This is a genomic window from Natrinema altunense (genome assembly GCF_000731985.1).
Taxonomy (GTDB): domain Archaea; phylum Halobacteriota; class Halobacteria; order Halobacteriales; family Natrialbaceae; genus Natrinema; species Natrinema altunense.
In genome coordinates this window covers 54,040-74,552 of the sequence record NZ_JNCS01000005.1, presented here as the reverse complement: position 1 = coordinate 74,552, position 20,513 = coordinate 54,040, and the positions used below count along the sequence as shown (strand labels likewise).

The 20,513-nt window shown below is 60.0% G+C and carries 20 protein-coding genes and 1 tRNA gene; 10 read left to right on the top strand and 11 right to left on the bottom strand.

Translation table 11 applies throughout. From position 1 onward, the window contains the following. Positions 1 to 5: 5 nt before the first annotated feature. Positions 6 to 584 (top strand): DUF2150 family protein, encoded by a 579-nt coding sequence (locus ALTAJ2_RS11360; RefSeq protein ID WP_006186805.1) that lies wholly within the window; start codon positions 6 to 8, stop codon positions 582 to 584. Between the two features lie 428 nt (positions 585 to 1,012). Further along, positions 1,013 to 2,350: a hydroxymethylglutaryl-CoA synthase gene (gene hmgB, locus ALTAJ2_RS11355; RefSeq protein ID WP_007109552.1), complete on the top strand. Its 1,338-nt coding sequence runs from the start codon at positions 1,013 to 1,015 to the stop codon at positions 2,348 to 2,350. Positions 2,351 to 2,401: 51 nt separating this feature from the next. On the opposite strand, the gene ALTAJ2_RS11350 is transcribed toward hmgB, so the two are convergent. Continuing rightward, positions 2,402 to 3,193 (bottom strand): hypothetical protein, encoded by a 792-nt coding sequence (locus ALTAJ2_RS11350; protein WP_007109551.1) that lies wholly within the window; start codon positions 3,191 to 3,193, stop codon positions 2,402 to 2,404. After that, positions 3,194 to 3,634: an immunoglobulin domain-containing protein gene (locus ALTAJ2_RS11345; protein ID WP_239647731.1), complete on the bottom strand. Its 441-nt coding sequence runs from the start codon at positions 3,632 to 3,634 to the stop codon at positions 3,194 to 3,196. A gap of 254 nt (positions 3,635 to 3,888) precedes the next feature. Between ALTAJ2_RS11345 and ALTAJ2_RS11340 the strand changes: the two genes are divergently transcribed. Further along, positions 3,889 to 4,980, top strand: coding sequence for an AI-2E family transporter (locus ALTAJ2_RS11340; protein ID WP_007109549.1), 1,092 nt, complete (start codon positions 3,889 to 3,891; stop codon positions 4,978 to 4,980). Positions 4,981 to 5,048: 68 nt separating this feature from the next. Here the strand turns inward: ALTAJ2_RS11340 and ALTAJ2_RS11335 are convergent, their stop codons facing one another. After that, positions 5,049 to 5,822 (bottom strand): DUF2270 domain-containing protein, encoded by a 774-nt coding sequence (locus ALTAJ2_RS11335; protein WP_007109548.1) that lies wholly within the window; start codon positions 5,820 to 5,822, stop codon positions 5,049 to 5,051. 217 nt (positions 5,823 to 6,039) lie between these two features. Between ALTAJ2_RS11335 and gcvPA the strand changes: the two genes are divergently transcribed. The 3 genes from gcvPA to ALTAJ2_RS11320 all read left to right on the top strand — a co-directional run bounded on the left by gcvPA (position 6,040) and on the right by ALTAJ2_RS11320 (position 10,609). Continuing rightward, positions 6,040 to 7,377 (top strand): aminomethyl-transferring glycine dehydrogenase subunit GcvPA, encoded by a 1,338-nt coding sequence (gcvPA, locus tag ALTAJ2_RS11330; RefSeq protein ID WP_007109547.1) that lies wholly within the window; start codon positions 6,040 to 6,042, stop codon positions 7,375 to 7,377. Next, positions 7,374 to 8,885 (top strand): aminomethyl-transferring glycine dehydrogenase subunit GcvPB, encoded by a 1,512-nt coding sequence (gene gcvPB / locus ALTAJ2_RS11325; RefSeq protein WP_007109546.1) that lies wholly within the window; start codon positions 7,374 to 7,376, stop codon positions 8,883 to 8,885. Before gcvPA ends, gcvPB begins: the two co-directional genes overlap by 4 nt. Before the next feature lie 209 nt (positions 8,886 to 9,094). Then, the gene (locus tag ALTAJ2_RS11320) at positions 9,095 to 10,609 is read left to right on the top strand and encodes an aldehyde dehydrogenase family protein (RefSeq protein WP_007109545.1); all 1,515 of its coding nucleotides are present in this window, start codon (positions 9,095 to 9,097) and stop codon (positions 10,607 to 10,609) included. A gap of 60 nt (positions 10,610 to 10,669) precedes the next feature. On the opposite strand, the gene ALTAJ2_RS19730 is transcribed toward ALTAJ2_RS11320, so the two are convergent. Beyond that, a complete protein-coding gene (locus ALTAJ2_RS19730) occupies positions 10,670 to 10,846 on the bottom strand; it encodes a DUF7838 family putative zinc beta-ribbon protein (protein ID WP_006186796.1) in 177 nt (58 codons plus the stop codon). 132 nt (positions 10,847 to 10,978) lie between these two features. On the opposite strand from ALTAJ2_RS19730, the gene ALTAJ2_RS11315 reads away from it, so the two are divergent. Beyond that, entirely contained in the window at positions 10,979 to 11,512 is a 534-nt protein-coding gene (locus ALTAJ2_RS11315) for a cob(I)yrinic acid a,c-diamide adenosyltransferase (protein ID WP_007109543.1), read from the top strand. A 113-nt stretch (positions 11,513 to 11,625) separates the two neighbouring features. Here the strand turns inward: ALTAJ2_RS11315 and ALTAJ2_RS11310 are convergent, their stop codons facing one another. From ALTAJ2_RS11310 to ALTAJ2_RS11295, 4 genes are all read right to left on the bottom strand, one after another. Then, positions 11,626 to 12,042, bottom strand: coding sequence for a DoxX family protein (locus ALTAJ2_RS11310; RefSeq protein ID WP_007109542.1), 417 nt, complete (start codon positions 12,040 to 12,042; stop codon positions 11,626 to 11,628). A 231-nt stretch (positions 12,043 to 12,273) separates the two neighbouring features. Further along, the gene (locus ALTAJ2_RS11305) at positions 12,274 to 12,633 is read right to left on the bottom strand and encodes a hypothetical protein (protein ID WP_007109541.1); all 360 of its coding nucleotides are present in this window, start codon (positions 12,631 to 12,633) and stop codon (positions 12,274 to 12,276) included. 57 nt (positions 12,634 to 12,690) lie between these two features. Beyond that, complete coding sequence (locus ALTAJ2_RS11300; RefSeq protein ID WP_007109540.1) at positions 12,691 to 13,068, bottom strand: hypothetical protein; 378 nt, start codon at positions 13,066 to 13,068, stop codon at positions 12,691 to 12,693. Further along, complete coding sequence (locus ALTAJ2_RS11295; protein WP_007109539.1) at positions 13,068 to 13,376, bottom strand: hypothetical protein; 309 nt, start codon at positions 13,374 to 13,376, stop codon at positions 13,068 to 13,070. Before ALTAJ2_RS11295 ends, ALTAJ2_RS11300 begins: the two co-directional genes overlap by 1 nt. Positions 13,377 to 13,578: 202 nt before the next feature. On the opposite strand from ALTAJ2_RS11295, the gene ALTAJ2_RS11290 reads away from it, so the two are divergent. Together ALTAJ2_RS11290 and ALTAJ2_RS11285 are read left to right on the top strand one after the other, a co-directional pair. After that, complete coding sequence (locus ALTAJ2_RS11290) at positions 13,579 to 13,776, top strand: hypothetical protein (protein ID WP_007109538.1); 198 nt, start codon at positions 13,579 to 13,581, stop codon at positions 13,774 to 13,776. A 495-nt stretch (positions 13,777 to 14,271) separates the two neighbouring features. Continuing rightward, positions 14,272 to 14,346, top strand: a tRNA-Val gene (locus tag ALTAJ2_RS11285). Positions 14,347 to 14,922: 576 nt separating this feature from the next. Here ALTAJ2_RS11285 and ALTAJ2_RS19190 read toward each other — a convergent pair. Beyond that, the gene (locus ALTAJ2_RS19190) at positions 14,923 to 15,624 is read right to left on the bottom strand and encodes a hypothetical protein (protein ID WP_144240241.1); all 702 of its coding nucleotides are present in this window, start codon (positions 15,622 to 15,624) and stop codon (positions 14,923 to 14,925) included. Between the two features lie 488 nt (positions 15,625 to 16,112). On the opposite strand from ALTAJ2_RS19190, the gene ALTAJ2_RS11280 reads away from it, so the two are divergent. Beyond that, a complete protein-coding gene (locus tag ALTAJ2_RS11280; RefSeq protein ID WP_007109537.1) occupies positions 16,113 to 16,574 on the top strand; it encodes a hypothetical protein in 462 nt (153 codons plus the stop codon). Positions 16,575 to 17,062: 488 nt separating this feature from the next. Here the strand turns inward: ALTAJ2_RS11280 and ALTAJ2_RS11275 are convergent, their stop codons facing one another. Further along, complete coding sequence (locus ALTAJ2_RS11275) at positions 17,063 to 18,988, bottom strand: hypothetical protein (protein WP_049900424.1); 1,926 nt, start codon at positions 18,986 to 18,988, stop codon at positions 17,063 to 17,065. Positions 18,989 to 19,267: 279 nt separating this feature from the next. Then, on the bottom strand, positions 19,268 to 20,311 hold the full coding sequence (locus tag ALTAJ2_RS11270) for a tyrosine-type recombinase/integrase (RefSeq protein ID WP_239647730.1): 1,044 nt from the start codon (positions 20,309 to 20,311) through the stop codon (positions 19,268 to 19,270). Between the last annotated feature and the right edge of the window lie 202 nt (positions 20,312 to 20,513).

Here is a 20,513-nt window from a genome sequence, read left to right as displayed (position 1 = left end):
TCTGTATGAGCAATCCCCCGACCGAGTTCTACTCGGAGGAACGCTGGCAGAACTGGATCGATCGTATCAAAGACGAAGACATCGATCCGGAAGACGAATCGTCGGCCCGGCTCCTGTTGAACCTGCAGGACGATACGGCGATCGCGATCGCCAAGATCGTCGCCGCGTACGACGACGGGGAACTCGACCAGGAGGAGACCCTCGAGGAGATCAACGACGTTCGCGAGATCGTCCTCAGCGAGATCGATATCGAAGACGAGGAGAAACTGATCCTCGTCGACGGCGTCCAGACGAGTCTGGTCTGTGTCTTCTTCGCGGCCGAGGAGTACGTCGCGAACGGGCCGGCCGACGAGGGGACTGTCGGTGACTACCTCAGCGCCGCGGCCGATGCCGAGGCCGAAGAGGACCTCGACGCTGCGCTCGGGTACGCGGCACAGGCCGGGACCCTCATCATCGACGAGCAGGAACTCGATATGAGCGTCGCGGAGGACCTCGAGTACGGACTCGTTACGGAGTGGATAAACGGCCTCGACAGCCTCCAGAGCGCGATGAGCGATCCGGAAGTCGTCGAGGAAGACGAGTAGTTCTGTCAACGGAGTCGATCACGTTTTCGGCACGCGGTAGCCACCGGCCGATTTCTCTCGGAGGTTCGCTCCGCGGACTCCGACAGGAGACGACCGTCTCGTGACTGTCCATAGTATCACCCGAAACGATTCACACACTGATCGGACGGTTATCGTACGAACAGGTGTGCAGTGACCCAGTGGCGACTCTCGCCCGTGGTTCCCTCTCTGCCCGCAACCCTCGCGTTCGTCTCCTCCAGAGTCGTCCTGCGGAGAACGCACGGAATAGCGGCGACGACACCCAGCAGGCACGCGCGGTGCTGTCGCATGCGATAGGACGCGAGTTCCCGGCTCGCAATCGATTTCGGCTTGCCACCGGCGATAATTTTTCGACGGTTGTCGAAACAGCGAACGACAATATCATGTACCATCGCCCGTATTGACGAGGTATGACTGCAGTCGGCATCGACGCCGTCGAAATTTGGACCGGGAACCTCAAACTCGACCTTCCCGGCACGTTCGCCCCGGAGAAGGGCGAAGACCCGGAAAAGTACACGAAAGGGCTCGGCCTCAACGCCAGTTCCTTCCCCGACAGCTACGAGGACATCGTCACGATGGGGGCCAACGCCGCCCACCGGCTGATGGAGCGCAAAGGCCTCGAGCCCGACGATATCGGTCGTATCGACGTCGCGACCGAGAGCGCGTTCGATAACTCGAAGCCGGTTTCGACGTACGTCGCTGGCTGCCTCGAGCAGGTCTATGAGGGCGACTTCCACCACGCGAACAAGGGCGAGCGGAAGTTCGCCTGCATCGCGGGGACCCAGAGCTTGGACGACGCGTACAACTGGATCCGCGCGGGCCGGAATCGCGGCCGCTCGGCGCTGGTCATCGCGACCGACACGGCACTGTACGCTCGCGGCGACGACGGCGAGGCGACGCAAGGAGCCGGTGCCGTCGCGATGCTCATCAGCGAGGACCCGAACCTGGTCGAACTCTCCGCCGAACAGGGCTACGGCTCGGCCGACGAGACCGACTTCCTCAAGCCCAACCAGCAGTTCCCGTCGGTCGACGGCAAACGCTCCGTGCAGGTCTACCTCGCGCGGATGCGGGAAGCCCTCGAGGACTTCGAGAGCGTCGCCGGCGAGGTCCACGAGGAGGACTTCGTCTACGCGCCGTTCCACACGCCGTTCCCGGGGATGGTCCGGAAAGCCGCCCTGCTCGCGTTCCGCCACGTCACGCGCGACACCGAGGTCGAGGACGAACTGGCCGACGAAATCGGTCGCCAGCCCCGCCCCGAGGCGTTCGACTCCGACGACGACTACCGCGACGCCCTCCGGGAGTACATGGACCTCCTCAAGGGCACCGACCGCTACGCCGAGTGGTACGACACGACGATCGATCCCACGCTGACGATCTCCCGCGAGGTCGGCAACTGGTACACCGGGTCCGTCCACGTCGCTCGCGCGAGCGCGCTCAAACACGCCCTCGAGAACGACCGTGACCTGGCCGGCAAGAAACTCCTCGTCGGCTCCTACGGCAGCGGTGCGCAGGCGGAGATCCACGCCGAGACGATTCGGGAGGGCTGGGCCGAAGAGATCGACGCCCTAAACGTCGACGCCCAGCTCGCCGAGCGCTACGAGATGGAGTGGGACGACTACGAAGAGATCCACGACGCCCACAACCACGAGATGGACGTCGACATCGAGGAGTTCACGACGCCCAGCGAGGAGTTCGTCTTCGACGGCTGGGGCCGCATGGGCGAGCGGAAGTATCGGTACGTGGAATAGCTACGGATATCGATCCGTCTCCGACCGACGCGAGGACCGCCGGAACGGCGGTTAGTTCTCTCCGGGATCGACCCAGCGATCCTGGCCGCAGTCAGACGCCAACTGCAGATCCCAACGCCGTTCGCCGGGGCGATCGAAGCTTTCGTTACAGAAGTTCGTCGTTTTGTCCGGGCCGTTCATGCCAAGGGGGGTCACGTAATGATACGACTGGGACCAGGCTGAATCGTTCGTTTTCGTGACTTCGCCCGTCGTGTGCCCGCCGTGGGGGAAATCGTAGTCCCGTTCGCGTTTTTCGTCGGCCTCCGGATCGAACTCGAGCATCTGGTGTCCGATCTCGTGCATGATCGTCTGCATATCACCGTGTCCGCGCCCCGTGTTGTACCGTTGATAGTCATCGGGAGCCTCGTCGACGTGTTTCGCCTCGGCGACGATGTAGGTCTCGCCATTATCATCGGCAGCGACGCCGCCGCCGCTTTCGTTCGTCAACAGGATGTGACAGTCGTCCGCTTGCATGTACGATGGGCTCTCACATTGAACCCAGTCTCGGAACCAGTCGTTCATCCAGGTGTACGCTCTCTGCTCTCCGCAGAGCGTATCATAATGTTTTCGCCTTCTGATACAATCGTCGTCGGAGTTCGTCTCCAGACATTCGCTTACGTAGTTTTCGATCGGCGGATCGGGTAAATCGCTGGCAGCAGGTGCGTACACTTTCACGAACGCAGTGTGGGGCGACGAATCGAACGCGTGTTCAATATAGTCTTTGACTTTACCGAGGAAGTTCCCGGTCCCCTTCGCCTCGTAAAGCGATCGCGACATCGTGACGGTGAATTCGTACTCGCTCATCTAGATCACCCGTTTCGAGACTCTGAGTTCATCGTTTGGCGAAACGTCGACGTGGTACCCTGCCGCGGCCGAGAACCCGTCGCCGAATACGGTCAGTCGCCTCTCGGCCTTTTGCTCGCCGTACGTTGCGACTATCGTGTAGTCTCCGGCGTCGTCGATACCGATATCCGCTATCGTCGCGAGTTGTTCGTCCTGCGTTTCGGTCGTGTAGGTGAACACCTCCGCCTCCGACTCTTCGTCGGTCACGGTGACGTTTACGTGTTCGTTCGGATCGGGACTATCTCGGACGTGGAGATCCGGCGTTTGCCTCTCCCCATCCGATCGGTTGGCGTGATTCTCACCGGTCGTCGCTGCCGTTGCGCTTGCGACACCCGTCAGCCCACTTGCCGCCGCCGTTCCAGCACTCGCTTTCAGCACCCTTCTTCGAGTATGGTCCGACATGCACATAATATGTTTTCAGTATTAATTATAAATCTTTATCTAGGTTATATTATGTTTGAGCTGGATAGTGATACGTAGCGTATAATCCCACATCGGATCAATACCTGTTTTACACATCACACAAGCATTTGAGGGGAGCGGGCTTACTCAACCGTTCGTGGCAGACCAGGAGTAGAAGCGAGTACAGCCAGGGATTGCACGTGGGAATCGGTAGTCTCAGTAGACTAATGTCTGTCGCGATCACACGCCTCTGTATGGTTGATCGTGCCAGTCCCCCGGACTGGATCGTCGAACAACCCGTCCTGACCGTGCTCGCGCTGCTTGGCGTCGCTCTCGGGCTCCTCGTCGTTCTTCCCTACTTGCAGTACGTCCTCTTCGGGATCGTCCTCGCGTACATCTTGCTCCCGCTTCAGCGGCGACTCGAGGAGTACTTGCGGCCGATGATCGCCGCGTCGATCACGATCGTCGTCGCGATCCTCGTCATTTTGCTGCCGCTCATCTACATCCTCACCGTCGCACTCAGGCAGACGTCGCAACTCGTGACTGCGGTCCGAAACGGGGGCGTCGACCTCGAGACGATCGAACGGACACTCGCCGAGCGCGGGTATTCGGTGAATCTCACCGGGCTGTACGAATCGTACCAGGACGCGATCACGAGCGGAGCACAGGGATTGGCGACCGGCGTCCTCGACATCGTCGGCGGGTTGCCCGGCATCGCGATCGGGTTGACGATCACGCTGTTCGTCTGCTTTGCGCTGTTACGGGACAGGGAGCAACTGATCGAATGGCTGTATCGGGTCGTCCCGATCGACGACGCGATCCAGCGGGAACTGTTCGCGGAACTGGACCAACTCATGCAGGCGTCGGTCATCAGTAACGTCCTCGTGGCGGCGATTCAGGCCGTACTGCTCGGGGTCGGACTCGCGGTGCTGGGGATTCCCGCCGTCGTCCTGCTCACCGTTTTGGCCTTCGTGCTCACGCTCCTCCCGCTAGTCGGCTCGTTCGGCGTCTGGCTTCCCGTCTCGATCTATCTGGTCGCGCTCAACCGGCCGGTCGCCGCGATCGGACTCACGCTCTACGGCCTGCTCATCATGGTCTCCGATACGTATCTCCGGCCCGCGCTCATCGGCCGGACGAGCGCGTTCAACTCGACGATCGCCGTCGTCGGTATCTTCGGCGGGCTCATCACGTTCGGCGCTGTGGGGCTGTTCATCGGTCCCGTCGTCCTCGGCGGCGTGAAGGTCGTCCTCGATATCTCCGCTCGAGAACGCGACGATGGGACGGCAGCGGGGGTCGGACCCGCGACCAATGCCGAATCCGACAGCGACCCGGCGGACGACCCCTGATCGGCCGATCGCTCGGCGCGATTCACGGGAGAGCATCCGACCTCGCGAGCGGGTTGGATGGGATAAGCTCACTCGTTCTTCCAGTCGCCCGTCTCGACCCCGTGGATCTCGCCTTTCGCCTCGCGTCCGCCCGGCCACAGTCCGATCGCGAACACGCTCGCGAAGAAGAGGGCGAGGAGCCCCGCCACGACCGTGCCCGGAATCCCCGGCAGTTCGGCGGCTTCGGTCCACCGCTGCTCCGGGGTAAACATCGTGATTTTGAACACCCAGCCGACCCCAGCCACCGCGAATAACAACCCGTACACGCGACGGATTCGCCGTGAGACGGCCTCTCGACTCGAGACTTTGAACGTCGGGTTTCTGAGATCGTCGCTCAGTTCCTCGCGCCACGCCGGATGTTCCACGCCGGTGGGTTCCAGCGCGTTGGCGAATACGTTCTCCTGTACGAAGCGGACGCGGGCGCGCCAGTGATCGTAGAACCGGTATCGGCGAACCTCGTAGAACAGGAAGATCGACAGGACGAAGATCCCGATCAAGAGCAGGAACGCCGGCATCGTGCGACTCGAGAAGACGATCGACAGGAGTGCGGCCAGCAGCGTGATCGCCCAGTCGGTCGTCCGATCGATCCGGTCCTGTGCGCTGTTGGCCTGATTGACCTCACCGCGGTAGAAGTGGGGGAGGACGCCGAGCAACGAGTCGGTGTCCACCGCGGCCGCCGCGCCGATTTCCTGATCGTCGCGATCGAGCGGGCCGTCTCGAGTCGCCCGTTCGTCCTCCGCCAGCCGTCCGCCCGGGTCCCCATCGTTGTTCGGTCCGGACTCGTCGTCGAAATCGTCTACCATGCGGCCGTTCGACGCCGCCGCGGTGCATAGTGCTCCGTGTGGCGTCTGCAGGGACTGCGGCGGTCGGTCCGGTTGGCGGTTAGTTGAGGGGCAGCACCGAAACGAGTGCGTTCATTACCCCGTACCCGCTAGGGGTCAGTATCGTGTCTCGAATCGAACGCCGTCACCGATGCCGGGTGGATACGGACCGATCGCTCGCTCGAGACCACTGGTAAGCATGCACGGATCACACGCCACGGGGAGTCCCTACGCTCCCTACACGGAGGAGGACCGTACGGCAATGCTCGAGGCGGTCGGTGCGGAGGCCGTCGACGAACTCTTCGACATTCCGGCCGACGTCCGATTCGACGGCCGGTTCGACATCGACGCGCGAACGGAACGGGAAACGAGACGACTGGTTCGCTCGATTTTGGACCGCAACGACGACGTGACGGAACTGCTCGGCCGCGGCCACTACGGCTACTACGTCCCGTCGCTGGTCGACCACCTCGCGGATCGCTCGGAGTTTCTCACGTCGTACACGCAGTACCAGCCGGAGATCTCACAGGGGTTCTTACAGGCCCTGTTCGAGTACCAGTCGCTGCTGGTCGAGTTGACCGGCCTCGGGGTCGCGAACTGCTCGATGTACGACGCCGCGACGGCCCTGGGCGAGGCCGCCACGCTGGCCGACCGCGTCCGCGACACCACGGGCCACCGCGTGCTCGTTCCCGAACTCCTGCGCGAGGAACGGCGAAGCACGCTCGAGAACTACGTCGCCGGCACCGACCTCGCGGTCGAGACCTACCCCGTAGCGGACGGGACCGTCGATCTCGCGGGTCTCACCGACCTCGTCGACGACGGCGTCGTCATGATCTACGCCGAGAGCCCGACCGTTCGCGGGACCATCGAGGAGGACCTCGAGGCCGTCGGCGACCTCGCGGCCGACACCGAGGCCCTCTTCGTGCTCGGTTCCGATCCGGTCGCCCTCTCCCTGCTCGAGCGGCCCGTCGACATCGGTGCGGACGTGGTCGTCGGCGACGCGAGCGTACTCGGGCTGCCGACGAGCTACGGGATGGGGCTGGGACTGTTCGCGACGCGGGCCGACTACCTCCGCCAGGTCCCCGGTCGGCTGGTCGGGGCCAGCGAGGACGCGACCGCCCGCCGGGCGTTCACCCTCACCCTGCAGACCCGCGAACAGCACATCCGCCGGGAGCGTGCGACGAGTAACATCTGTACGAATCAGGCCTGGGTGGCGCTTCGAACCGCCATGCACGCCGCCGTGCTCGGACCGAGCGGGCTGGTCGAGCTCGCGGAACGTGACGTTCGGCGGGCGCGGGATCTCGCGGCGCGTCTCGACGATCTCGTCGGCGTCATCGCACCGGTCCACGATCGCCACCACCTCCGGGAGTTCGTCGCCCGTGTCGACCAGCCCGCTCGAGCCGTCGCGGACGACCTCGAGAAGCGGGGCTTCGCGGTCCACGTCGTCGGCGAGCACGAGATTCAGCTCTGTATCGCCGGCGTCTCCGACGAGCGGATCGATGCGTTCGTCGCGGCGGTCGAGGAGGTGACGCGATGAGCGACGACCGACCCGACGGCTCCGACGACGGAAACACCCCACAGTCGCGGTACGACCAGGCCCGATACGTCGAGAACGGCGAGTACGAACCGCTGCTCTCGGAGAAAGATCGGACACGCGTCGAGATCGGCGGCGGTGATGACGATACCGACGGCTCGCCGCTTCCCGACGCCCTCACCCGCGACTCCCTCGAACTCCCCGAACTCTCCGAGCCGGAACTGGCCCGCCACTACACGCGGCTCTCCCAGATGATCTACGGGATCGACAGCGGTCCCTACCCGCTGGGGTCGTGTACGATGAAGTACAATCCCAAGTTCACCGAAGACGTGGCCGCGCTCCCGGCGGCGGCCGTCCACCCCGACCGCTCCGAGGAGTCCGTCCAGGGCACCCTTGAACTGCTCTATCGGCTGCAGGACTACCTCGGCAGAATCGGCGGGATGGACGCCGTGACGCTCCAGCCGCCCGCGGGCGCGGCGGGCGAGTTCGTCGGCATTCGCGTCGCCGCGGCCTACCACGAGCACAACGGCGAGGGCCACCGGGACGAGGTCATCGTCCCCGAGAGCGCCCACGGCACCAACTTCGCCAGCGCCGCCCTGGGCGGCTACGACGTCGTGTCGCTGCCCAGCGACGACGATGGCCGGGTCGATCTCGAGGCGCTCGAGGCCGCCCTCTCCGAGGACACCGCGGCGCTCATGCTGACCAACCCGAACACGCTCGGGCTGTTCGAGCGTGAGATCACGACGATCGCCGATATGGTCCACGAGGCGGGCGGACTGCTCTACTACGACGGCGCGAACCTCAACGCCTTGCTCGGCCGCGCCCGACCGGGCGACATGGGGTTCGACGTGATGCACTACAACGTCCACAAGACGTTCGCGACGCCCCACGGGGGCGGCGGGCCGGGTGCGGGTCCGGTCGGCGTCGTCTCCGACCTCGCACCGTTCCTGCCCGCGCCCCGCGTCCGCGAGCGCGCCGAGGGATCGCCGGCCGGGGAACCGGTCTACGAGCGCTTCGATCCCGAGCACACCATCGGCAAGGTCCACGGGTTCGACGGCAATTGGCTGGTGCTGCTCAAGGCCTTCGCCTACATCGCCCGCCTCGGTGACGAGGGGCTCGCGGACGCGAGCGCGTCGGCAGTGCTCAACGCGAACTACCTCGCCGAGCGGATCGAGTACGACGTTCCCTACGGCCCGTTCCACCACGAGTTCGTCGCCAGCGCCGGCGAACAGGACGCCGCCGACGTGGCCAAACGGATGCTCGACTACGGCGTCCACCCGCCGACGACGAAGTGGCCCGAGATCGTCCCCGAGGCGCTGATGACCGAACCGACCGAAGTCGAGAGCAAGGACACGCTCGATCGCCTCGCCGCCGCGTTCAACGCCGTCGCCGGCGAGGACGACGACGCCCTCGAGACTGCGCCGGAACGGACCACCGCGCGCCGGATCGACCAGACGACCGCCGCCCGGACCCCGCGGCTGTCGTGGCAGGCGCTCGAGGACGACGCCTGATCGCGGACACGGCCAGCGCTTACCGACCGTCCCCGCCGTCGGACCGCTCGAGATTGGCGTCCCGGGCGGCCCGTAATCGGAACACGTTACGCGCGGTTGAGAGCCGTCCCACCGGGCACTATCAGAAGGGACCAATGTAAACTGATATCAGTTTCAATCGTGTTATTTAGCACAAATCTTTTTACGCCGTCCCGGTGTCCCCATCGACCATGTCTAGCCAGCCAGACTCGGTCGATGACAGCCGAAGCGACGTCCTCCAGCGCCACCGTGATGCAGCCGATGCCGTCGTTCCCGAACGGACAGCCCTGTATATCGGCGGCGAGTTCACGGAGCCAGCCGGTGGCGAAACGTTCGCGACGACCGATCCGACGACGAATCAGGAACTCGCGTCGGTCGCCCGCGGTCGAACGGCGGACGTCGACCGCGCAGTCGCCGCCGCGTGGGACGGGTTCGAAACCGAGTGGTCGGGATACGACGCCGGGGACCGCCAGCGTGTACTGCTGGCGATCGCCGACGCGATCGAGGCACACGCCGACGAACTCGCCCAGTTAGAGACCCTCGATAACGGGAAACCGATCTCGGAGGCGACGATCGACGTCCACTCCGCCGCGGAACAGTTCCGATACTTCGCGGGCATCGTCCGCGAGAACGGCGGCGAGACGATGACCGACGGCTCGAGGTACGGGCAGGTCATCGCGGAACCGTACGGCGTCGTCGGACAGGTCATCCCGTGGAACTTTCCGCTGTTGATGGCCTCGTGGAAGCTCGCACCGGCACTCGCTGCCGGTAACTGTTCGGTGTTGAAACCCGCCGAACAGACCCCGCTTTCCGCGCTGCGGCTCGCCGAATTGATCGACGACATCGTCCCGGACGGCGTCGTCAACGTCGTGACCGGGTTCGGTGAAGAAGCGGGCGAACCGCTGACCCGGCATTCCGACGTTCGGAAGGTCGCGTTCACCGGCTCGACGGCCGTCGGCAAACAGGTCATGAAAAACGCCGCCGAAAACGTCACCGACGTGACGCTCGAACTCGGCGGCAAAAGCCCCGTCGTCGTCTTCCCGGATGTCGATGTCTCGACGGCCGTCCAACTGGTCACTGCCGCGATCTTCTACAACACCGGCGAGTGTTGCGAAGCCGGATCACGGCTGTTCATTCACGAGGACGTTGCCGACGATGTCCTCGAAGGCCTCGTCCAGGCAATCGATGGGATGGAAATCGGGGACCCGTTACGCGACGAAACGGATCTCGGTCCGAAGGTGTCTCGCGAGCAAGTCGATCGAACCATCGACTACCTCGACGCGGCGCGGGACGCTGGCGGGGAGTTCCTCGCCGGTGGCGATCGCCCCGACGACGAGGTCCTGTCCGAGGGCTGTTACGTCGAACCGACCCTCATCGAGGGACTCGATCACGATCACGATGCCGTCCAAGAGGAGATTTTCGGCCCGGTGCTCGAGGTGTTCCGCTGGGACGACTACGAGACGATGATCGAGTTGGCAAACGACGTCGACTACGGACTCGCCGGCGGCGTGATCACGGACGATCTCGCGCGAGCGAACGAGGCCGCACGGGATATCGAAGCGGGGTACATCTGGGTCAACAGCTATCACGACCTTGCCCCCGGCCTCCCGTTCGGCGGCTACAAACAGTCCGGAATCGGCCGCGAACTCAGTGCCGACACGCTCGACCACTATCAGCAGACGAAAACGATCAATCTCTCGCTTTAATCAGCGCGCGTCGTCTCCATGCCGTGATTCCGACCGCGTCGAATCGCCGCCCCCGACGAGTTATGCCGTACTCGAGTCGACGGCGGTGCCGTTGTCGCCGATGCGGACGAACCCGTAGTCGCAGTCCGGACAGTGCCACTTGACCTTCTCGCCGAGGTGCAGCGTCGTACTGGCGGCGCGATAGAACGTCTTTTCGCCCCCGCAGTTCGGACACTCGTGCTCGAGTTCCAGAGCCATAGCCGACGGTAGCGAGCGAAGCGAGTTTAACGTACTGGTTCCGACGGCGACGACCGGGGCGTCGGGACGACCGCCCGTCACGGCGTCGCAGGTGACAGGGAAGTTAAGTGGAGTCCGGCCGTCGATCAAGCCATGTCGATTTACACCGGCCGCGGCGACGACGGGGAGACCGACCTCCGGGACATGACTCGCGTCTCGAAGGCGAGCGCCCGCATCGAAGCCTACGGGACCGTCGACGAACTCAACGCCTTGCTCGGGACGATTCGACCCACCGATCACGACGACATCAACGACCGACTGTCCACCATCCAAAACCACCTCCACGTCGTGCAGGCGGATTTCGCGAACCCCGACCCCGACGAGGACGACCCCGCGATCCGCCCCGCCCACGTCGAGACCGTCGAGGACTGGATCGACGCGTACGACGAGGAACTCGAACCGCTGACCTCCTTTATCCTGCCGACCGGCAGCGAACACGGCGCGGCGCTACACCACGCCCGTACCGTCTGTCGGCGCGCCGAACGCCGTGCGGTCGCGCTCGCAGCCGAGGAGCGGATCAACGAGGACGCGGTCCAGTACCTCAATCGGCTCTCTGACGGCCTGTTCACGTTCGCCCGCGTCGTCAACGCTCGCGACGGGGAACCGGAAGAGGCCCCCGATTATTAGCAAACTAGGAGTGTGCGACTCGAGACGGCCCAGCGCGTGGCGAACACACGCTCCGCTAGTGGACGGCTATCGCGCGTCGGTTCCGGGGGCTCGACGTGTACGATCTGCGCTCGTTACAGGCCGATATTCAGCGCGTAGCCCCAGGGCTCGCCGGCGAGGACGAACACGAGCAGGGCGGTGCCCAGCAGTTCGACGTTCTTCATGAAGTGGATCAGTTCGTCTTGTTGCTGGTCCTCGGGGACTGCCCAGAAGTCGTGCATGAACGGCGTCACGAGGACGAAAAACACCGCGAGCATCCCCGCGGCGATGACGGGGTAGACGCCGAGTACGATGCCGAGGCCTCCGAGAACGAGCATCACGCCCGACGCGACGACGCCGAACCTGGGCGCGGGAACGCCCTTTGCCTCCGCGTAGCCGGCCATCGTGTCCGTCGCCACGAAGTGATTCAGCCCCTGGTAGACCAGCAGGCCACCGAAGAGCAGTCGACCGACGAGCAGGACTATCGCAGCGAGCCCGCTCTCGAACGCCATCAGTCGCTCACCTCCGATCGCGAGGCGGTGGCGTCTCCGTCGGTCGGCTGATGGAATCGATTCCGATCCGCGAATCGCAGTTGTAGTTGCATTACGTTATCTGGTACGCCCCTGAACCAGTTATACTCTCGCTAACGGGAGTGTTACCGGGTGAAAAGCGCGTTATCTGTTGTTGTGAACTCGATTTATTTATTCATAGAGACGTGTGATTTTTAGCCGCCGATTCGCCTGTCATCGTTCGGGTTTCTCACTCCGCTGTTTCGCCGTTCTTATCTGAGCTATTACACTAGTCTGACCGGGGGTCGACGGTAGGGCCTCGGCCTGTTCCGCGGAAAGATGTATGGGCGTCCCGACGGACTCGTCGTCGTTGGTACTGACCTCGAAGCTGAGCGGGACGCCACCGCGACTGACGGAGTCGGTCTCGACGATGCCGCTGGGCACCTCACACAGGGCGTCGAGTTCGGCGTTTCCCAGTCCCGACTGGATGTGTGCGAGGTTGCGCGTCGTCTCGTAGGCCCACCGCTCGGCGTCATCGCGATCCGCCAGTTTCAGCAGGCGATTCTGCTGGGCAGCGATCTCACCGTCGGGCACATCAGTGGCAGCTTCCAGCCACCGCAGCGGCCGCTTGCAGGAACTCGTGGCGCTGCATCAGGCGTCACCCCCGCCGAGGTCCCCTTCGGCTGCATCGGCGGCGACCACCAGCCGAGCGGCGAGGTCGCGGGCGTCGTCGGGGTCAAGACCCGTGCCGACCTCGATGGGGCCGGATGACCATCGGAGGTCAACGCCACTCCAGCCGTTCTCCTCGTGGACGCCTTCGACTTCGAGCGGGCCATCGTTCATGTCCGCGGTGACGTGGACGTTGTTCAGCCCGCCCGGAACGGAGCCGCAGTCCGTGACCGAGTACGTCCCGTCGTCGGTGACACTCCTGTCTTCGACGATCTCCTCGGCGCGACCCGTGTCAGCGGTCGCGGCCTGCGGGAGCGCGGCAAGTGCGGCGGCCGCGGCGAGGAACTGACGACGCTGCATCAAGCCGCCACCTCGGGTGCGTCCACGATCTGGTCAACGAACGCGGCGAACGGGTCTTCGTCGTCAGCCACGTAGCGACGGGCTTCCCAGTCGCATCCCTCAACTTCGTCGCGGACGAACCTCACGTACTCATCGACCGAGCGGCCGTTCAGAACGACCTTCTGGACGCGCTGGCGATCCTGGACGACGTGGATCGTCTCGTCGGTCGTCCGGTAAACGTGGAATGCACCGTCGGTGTCGTCGCCCAACTCGATATAGGCGGGGCGCGGGTCGGTACGTTTTCGTGCATTGGGGTCGGATTCCTTCATGCTTCGTCTCCTTGGCGAAGCGCGGTCGGGCGTGGTCCAAACACGCTCCGGCCAACTTCTGACCGGCGTCCCGCGCTTCCTACCAGAGAGATATATCTCCGTGACAATAAAAATTAAGTTATAAGCTAATGTAGTGGTATGAGCTAACCACTATGGCGACATAACCTAATGTCTATGTTGTCTGCCACCATCGAATGGCGGTATGGGAGTTACAGCGATTATGACAAAAACCGACCGAGAGCGCATCAGCGGTGACGCGGATGTTGCCGACAGCAAGCGGTACGAGTCCGCTTCTCGCGTGCGACAACGAATCAGCGAGTTGGAGACCGATGCAGAGATTCTGAAGGAAAACCACCCTGCTCTGTACGAGGAGCTTCGAGAGGCTGTCTGCGACGAATGAGCGACGAATCTGGCGAGAACAAACGGAACTCTACCACTTCACCCGCGGTGCGTTCGTCGATACCGACTGGTTCCCCGGCGACCTCGACGAGAACGACGACGTGGTCCGAGTCTCCGAAGCAGGCCAGCTTCCCGAGTCGTACTATCTCGAGGAAGGCGACTGGGGCGCTGCCCCGCTGGTCCCCGGTGACCCTACCCTGAGAGGGTGAACCTCCCGCAGGCACTCTACGCCGCCATCCACCGGACCGATGGCGATCTCGCCCGCGCGATTGGCCGCCTCCCGCCGCGGGAATCGATAGAAAACTACCCCGACAGATTCAAATCTTCTGGTGAATAGATCGGCCGCATTCACAACGACTGTTATTGGCGCCCTCGAGCAGTGGACGTGACGCGTTCGGCTGGGGACGTACCCGGGGAGCCGCGGGCCGCTCGAGTGGGACCGACGGCGATCGGTGAAAGGAAGTCTTAAGTCGAACGCACGGGAAGCACCTCGTGCGGGTTGGTGATCTAGTCCGGTTATGATACCTCCTTCACACGGAGGAAGTCGGCAGTTCGAATCTGCCCCAACCCATCCGCTCGGTTCCCTCGCGTGAAGTAGTAAACCACCAGAGGGCGGCGTATTGGCGTTGCACCCCTCCAGCAATTCACGAAGTCGCTTCCCAATTCTGTGTGGAATCGCAGTACGGCGTCCCGTTGCCAAATAAGTAGATGCGCTACAATCTATAATGCGCGTCAACCAGCAAAATTTTCCCGTACTCTTACTTTTCGTCTGGAAGGTCTACCGAGAAACAGGAACTCATTGAGGGGAAGGAAAACGTTGACGACGATCTCCGCTATCAGGCTGTCTCTCGAGTACGACGTAAGATCGAGGAGGAGTTAACGACCGATGTAGAGATATTCCGCGATCATTGCCCGGAACTCGACACAATACTCCGAGAAGCAGTGGAGACATCCAGTGAAGAAGCGCATTGAAGGGATGAGAACTACCGACTCAATGAAGTGGAATACCTGGTTAGAACATTGACCAGTGTACTTGAGCGCATATTTGGTAACTTTGCATGTGAAATTTTTGGCTGAAAGTCAGGGTTTTCGTCATCTTATACCACATTAGGCCTGTTTCGGCAAGTAGTCTCTATTCCTTCTATTGTTATCCCAGTTTAGCCTGTTTAGGCCCTTCATCTTGATCTTCTTGATCTGAATCATCTCCTACAAGCTCATTCTTTTTCGATTCCACGAAAACCTTGGCCATTTTAAGATTTGTTTCGGTAATTTCACTCAGTTGGAGTTCATCTCCAGAAATTTTGACCAAGATCTCCGCATTGCTACTTGCATTTGAGGTTCCTGTATCCTGTTCCATCCTGTTGTTGGAACTGACTGTATTCGATTCAGCGCTCTCTTTATATCTTAGTAATCTTTTGTATAACTTCTTTATTTCATCTGACTTTTCTCGTGCGTCCTTGGGAGAAGCATCTGTTATTTCAGTCAATATCCGCCAGAAGTCGCCCGAAGGTGTCTGTCCATTCAGGTGGTTCTCCAGACGCTGCAGTATATCGATATGGCTCATCATATCATAAAGGGCTTGGTCCCTTTCGGTATCATCTCTCGGGTTTGCTACTCGATGAGCAAGTTCAGTAGGCTCAAGCCCTCTACTTGGAAGAAGACCGTACCTCCGAACATCAGCGATCTTTCCTCGATATGCCCCACTATCAGCCGATTTATGCCCTATCTCCTGAGCGAATGCATTTTCGCTCGACGGCTCCCCTCCGAACGTATTGACGAGTTTGTCTGCAATATCCTCGGCTGTTTCCGGGCTAATATCCGGATAAGAGTTCCCGTCTATCTTTCCCATAACAGACACTGTGCACCCTCGCTAATAAAACTATTCCTCGCCAATAGGCCCTACAGGCGCCGTTTTACTATTCAAGGAGAGTCAACCTCTTTCGAGGATGCAAAGATGACTGAGTCTGCAGACAATCTGGCCTCCAAAATTGGCCATAGGAGATCTGCCACCACATACGTGACGAAATAGTGGCCGACAGGCCCAATATGGAGTCTGTATTAGTCGGCTACCTCCGGACAGATTTATATACCTTCGTCCATAATGGTCTGTTAGAACAGGAAAATGGACTGCCAGCTAACGAGGTGTAGAGGCACCCCGCATACATCGGCTTGCTTGGAGGCTGGACGATGTATGCAGGGAGAGTTACCGCAAATTCCCTACCCGCCGACAGGGAGAGTCCCCTGCACCGGGTCGAGTGGCACTATGTGCGACAGTCACTTCGGTGCTACGAATTCGGTGAAAGTGGTTCACGGGACTCAAATGGTCGGCAGCCAACAATGACCGAATTCACGAATTGGACGAACCTTACGACGAGACGCAAAGAACTCCTCGAGGCGATCGAGAAGAACTTCCCGGACCAGACCTTCGCGTGTTCAGAGTTGAATGACGCACTGTCTGATGCGACGACTACCCGAACGCTGAACAAACTCTGTCGAGAGGACAACTACCTTCGACGTTTCCCTGGCGGTAACTCAATGCTCATTGCCCAAATCCCGGGGGATGACAACAACACTGCCTTCCGACTCGCATCGCAGGAAGATCTGGCACAGCGAATGGCCGACAGGGAAGGCATCTCATTAGACGCCAGTGACTATGACTGGATCCAAGATGCTCAGCGACAGAATTTCGCTTCCAAGTTCAACAGTCGCTCCTCCACGGTGGAGCTAATCCCAACATGGACTCGAAATAAGTACCGCCTGAAAAAAGCGACTCGCTACGAAGTACGAGCAAGCGATTGAGTTAGTGGGCCATCTTTTTTGCAGGGGTTAAAGCGGATTTCATAGAGGCAGTATTGGGGACGATCACCACTTGCCAGAGCCACCGAAATTTACGGGACTTGAGAAAGATGAAACGGGGAGCATGGATGCCCGCAATACTGCCCTACATTCCTCTCAAAGGCTTCCGACATATTCCATCGAGGAGTCATCCCAGAACGAGTGTGCTACATGAGTTGCTTGCTACTCTCCCAACGGAACAATGCATGGAGGCGAAGAGTTCCTCTCAGAAAAGAAATAATGGGACACTTCGCTCCTACTGAATAGTTCCCGATCACTTAATGAGCCGGAACGTTCGATCAACGACTTCAACGGATTATCCCATTCCATGTTCGGGAGTCTCCTGCGGAGACGAATCCCGCCCTCAATGCGTTCCAACTCATCGGTGGATAACTCCGGTAGGTCGTAGGGTGACCCACATAGTAGTTCATAATGTGGAGAACCCAACGACCTCACGAATCGAACACAACAGACCTCTCGAGGTCTCCACCACACCACTTCCATTCAGTAGCTCCTTGATACCCAGTCCCTACAGACTTCGTGATATTGTTCTGCTGTTCCATTTCTTCGAGCCAGCTGATAACGTAGGACTTGTCGCTATCTGTTTCAGTGGCGATGAGCTTCGCAGTAACTCCTGACGGGTTCTCTTCCAGCACTTGTACGAACCCTGCTTGCTTAGCAGTAGCCGAGCGGTACTCTGTCCCGATCTCTTCGTCAACAAGCATCCTCGGGAGTGCATCCGACCAAACGTACACTGTGGCTCCAGAGTTACGATCGTCAGGATTCCGTGCATACCTGCCAGCAGCTTGTGCCAGATTGTTCTCCCGGACTGAAGCCAAGATCTCTCTTGCTACCTCTGCGTCCGGGCCAACAAAGTCACGACCCGGTGCTCGTTTTTGTTCCCCTGACTCCGTCACCATTCGCCTTGGTTTCGCGACCACTTCGCAGAGGGCGAGCAGATCAAGGATGTTCTCGTCACCGGGATCGATGCATCCGACAAGCAAGCCGACCTCTTCATTCGAGAAATCATTGCGGCTTTTTTGTTCACCGTAGTGCATCGTCGTTGGCTCCTCAACGTCGGCGTCAACCATCATCTGGCGAACGTCCTGCTCAATGCTGTTCGGCGTAATACACGACCGGAACGCTTCACCGTGAATTTCACGAACTTTTTGAATGAGTGAACGACATTTCGTCTCGCCAGCCCCCTTCCAGTCTTGCGTGTAAGAGCGAGTTGCTTCCCCAATCTGCTTGACGACCAATCCACGTTCGTTTCGTCGCCACCAGTTCCGTTCGGCAGGCGACAAGACAATTTTTTGTGAGAGGCCACCGACAGTATTTATCTCCCAACGGGTTTCTGACGGGAATGCATCAAGACCGATGACACGGCGGGCTTGGGAGAGATCAGGAGTGTGCTGGACGTGTCGGATTTCACCGTCCAGACCACTCATTACAACCTCAACGCGTCCATCCTGTCCGTGGTAGCGTCCCGCACAGACTTCCTCCGAGTCAAGGATGGCACGCCCGATAGCCGGTGCAAGCCGATGCGTTTCTTCTCGTCGGAATAGCCACCCCTCTGTGACCTCGTCCTCGAAATATTCTCTGAGTTCTGCCTGCAACTCTGGCTCGTCACGAATTACGGCATACCTGAGATCGATCATTGCATACTCGCCGTCTGAGCGATGTTTCAGCAAGTTTGTCGTCGCTCGTTGGAACTGTATCCGTTCATGGTCGGAGAACGTAAGTCCGTACTCTGGGCGCTCGTCAAAGATGACATTCGCCTCCTCAATGAGGTCGTCAACGTGAGCGAAGTTCGCTGTAGTGTGCAGTACATCGTACTCGGGTTCGTCATCGCCGTCTGAAATGTCCCACCACTGAGTGACAGCGTCGCAATACTCCCCACAAGGTAGATCGCGTCGTTGCGTCAACTGCTTGTGTGCCTCGTGAAAGGAGATGTTCCGTACATTGCACATCCAGTCGAACCACTCTGAGGGAGTGCGACCATTTGGAGCGGTCAATTCGTTGTCGTAGTCTCCCGCGGCTACAGGGCACGCGTCAGTCCGACCACGTAGTACACGATATTCCACACCGGGTTCCGCTCGACTTTTCTGGACAGCGTCTTTCCGCGCTTTCGTTGTCTGGTGGATATGGATGACCGGCTTACCATCGGTGATTTCGTCATAGTCTCGCCATCGTGTCGTTGCGATTTGATGGGTCTTACCGAGCGAGGTCGGCGCATGAATGAGTGAATCCTCTTCGTCTTTGAGTGCCGAGAATAGCGTATCTTCGAGCCGATCACGGGCTTCATCAGTTGTCACTCCATTCGGAGCAACTGTCTGTTCATCATAGCTGTCGCTGTGTGAGATTGAATCCGTCGTCATAATCTGGATTAGTGGTAGAGTTCTCTCAACGGTAAGTTGGTCCCCACTTCAATGCGTTGAGACAGTCAAGAGGAACACGATAGCCACGACTGGTCAATGGAGAGTCCCGCGAGAATTTGTCTTCATTCTATAGACGGCTTTCAAACGGAAATAGATACCGAAATTCGTGTGACTATGTCGAGATAATCGCGGAAGAATCAAAGAGATAGAAGACAGTTTCCGGTGGTCGAACCCCCGGAGTAAATCACCGAGACCTGTTTGTAGCTTGGTTTCTCCCTCTTATTCCATCTCGAACATTTCTCGCCGGAGATTCCGTTTCTCAGACTCGGTTCGAGCGTCGTAGTGTTCATCGAGGGTTTTCACTCCGACGTTCATCCGTTCGCTGATAAGCTCCTTCCGATGCCCTTCATTAAGCCAGTGGGTAATGGCACCACGTCGGATTGGATGTGGACTGACGGAACCAGGACACTGAGAGGCAGCGCGATAATCGATAGCAGCTTCGCACTCGTTTTGATCTCGTCCATGGGGACAATCCCCGGTGTAGTGGCACGGACGAGTGAGACGGCGGATATGCATCCGAAGGTTAGAGAGTGTCATCCGACCATGACGGGAACCTAATAGGGGTTCTCGGTCGTGATCGTCAGTAGCTCCTTCGTGGTGCATTTGGAGGTAGTCGTCAAGAATCTCGCACGCCCAGGTATGTAGGTTGATCTCCCGATCGGCTTCATGTTCGTTTTTCAGCGGGGTTCCCTGATCGGGACGATGCTGCACCTCAATGTATTTTTCTTCGGGATGGTAGTCGTCTACGTCAAGGGACCGAGCGGTTCCCAGTCGGATTCCAGTGTCCCATAGAATTGCGAACAGTGCGTGACGGAGAGTGGCGTACTCGAACTGATTCAGGTAGTTGCGGATCATCTCCGCTTCCTCAGCGTCCAGCTTGTCGGAACGAACCTTATCGTCCGGTTCATTGAGGACCATATCCTCGACGACCCACGACTCAATGAGTCCCATTGCGTTGCACCATTTCAGGAACGATCGAAGGGAATTGAGTTCGTTGTAGAGAGTCATCTCGCTGATTTCATCTTTCCGACGTGTGGATTTGAAATCCGAGATATGGAAGCCGTCGATCTCGCAGACGTTATCGAGTTCATCTTCTTCGCAAAACTCGAGGAATCGAGAGAGCGACGAGCTGTAATTATAGTACGTTGATTCAGCCCACTCCGGCTTCATTTCGGAGAGGAATCGATTCACGGCACGTTCGGGCTTCATTTGGGTTCGGCGTTCGGACATGGTTATCTTGCGGAACGCCGTGGGTTGATTCACAGAACCGGGTCGAGAGACCTCCATTCGGCGGTTGCGAGCGGAGCGAGCGAGGAAGTCGGCAGTTCGAATCTGCCCCAACCCATTTCTTCGCACGCGATCTTGAAGGACCAAGATTCACACTCTGATCCTACTGAATCGGCATTTTTCGCACTCAGTTGGCGAAGACCGATTTTGAATTCGTTAACGAACATAGCGATCCTGT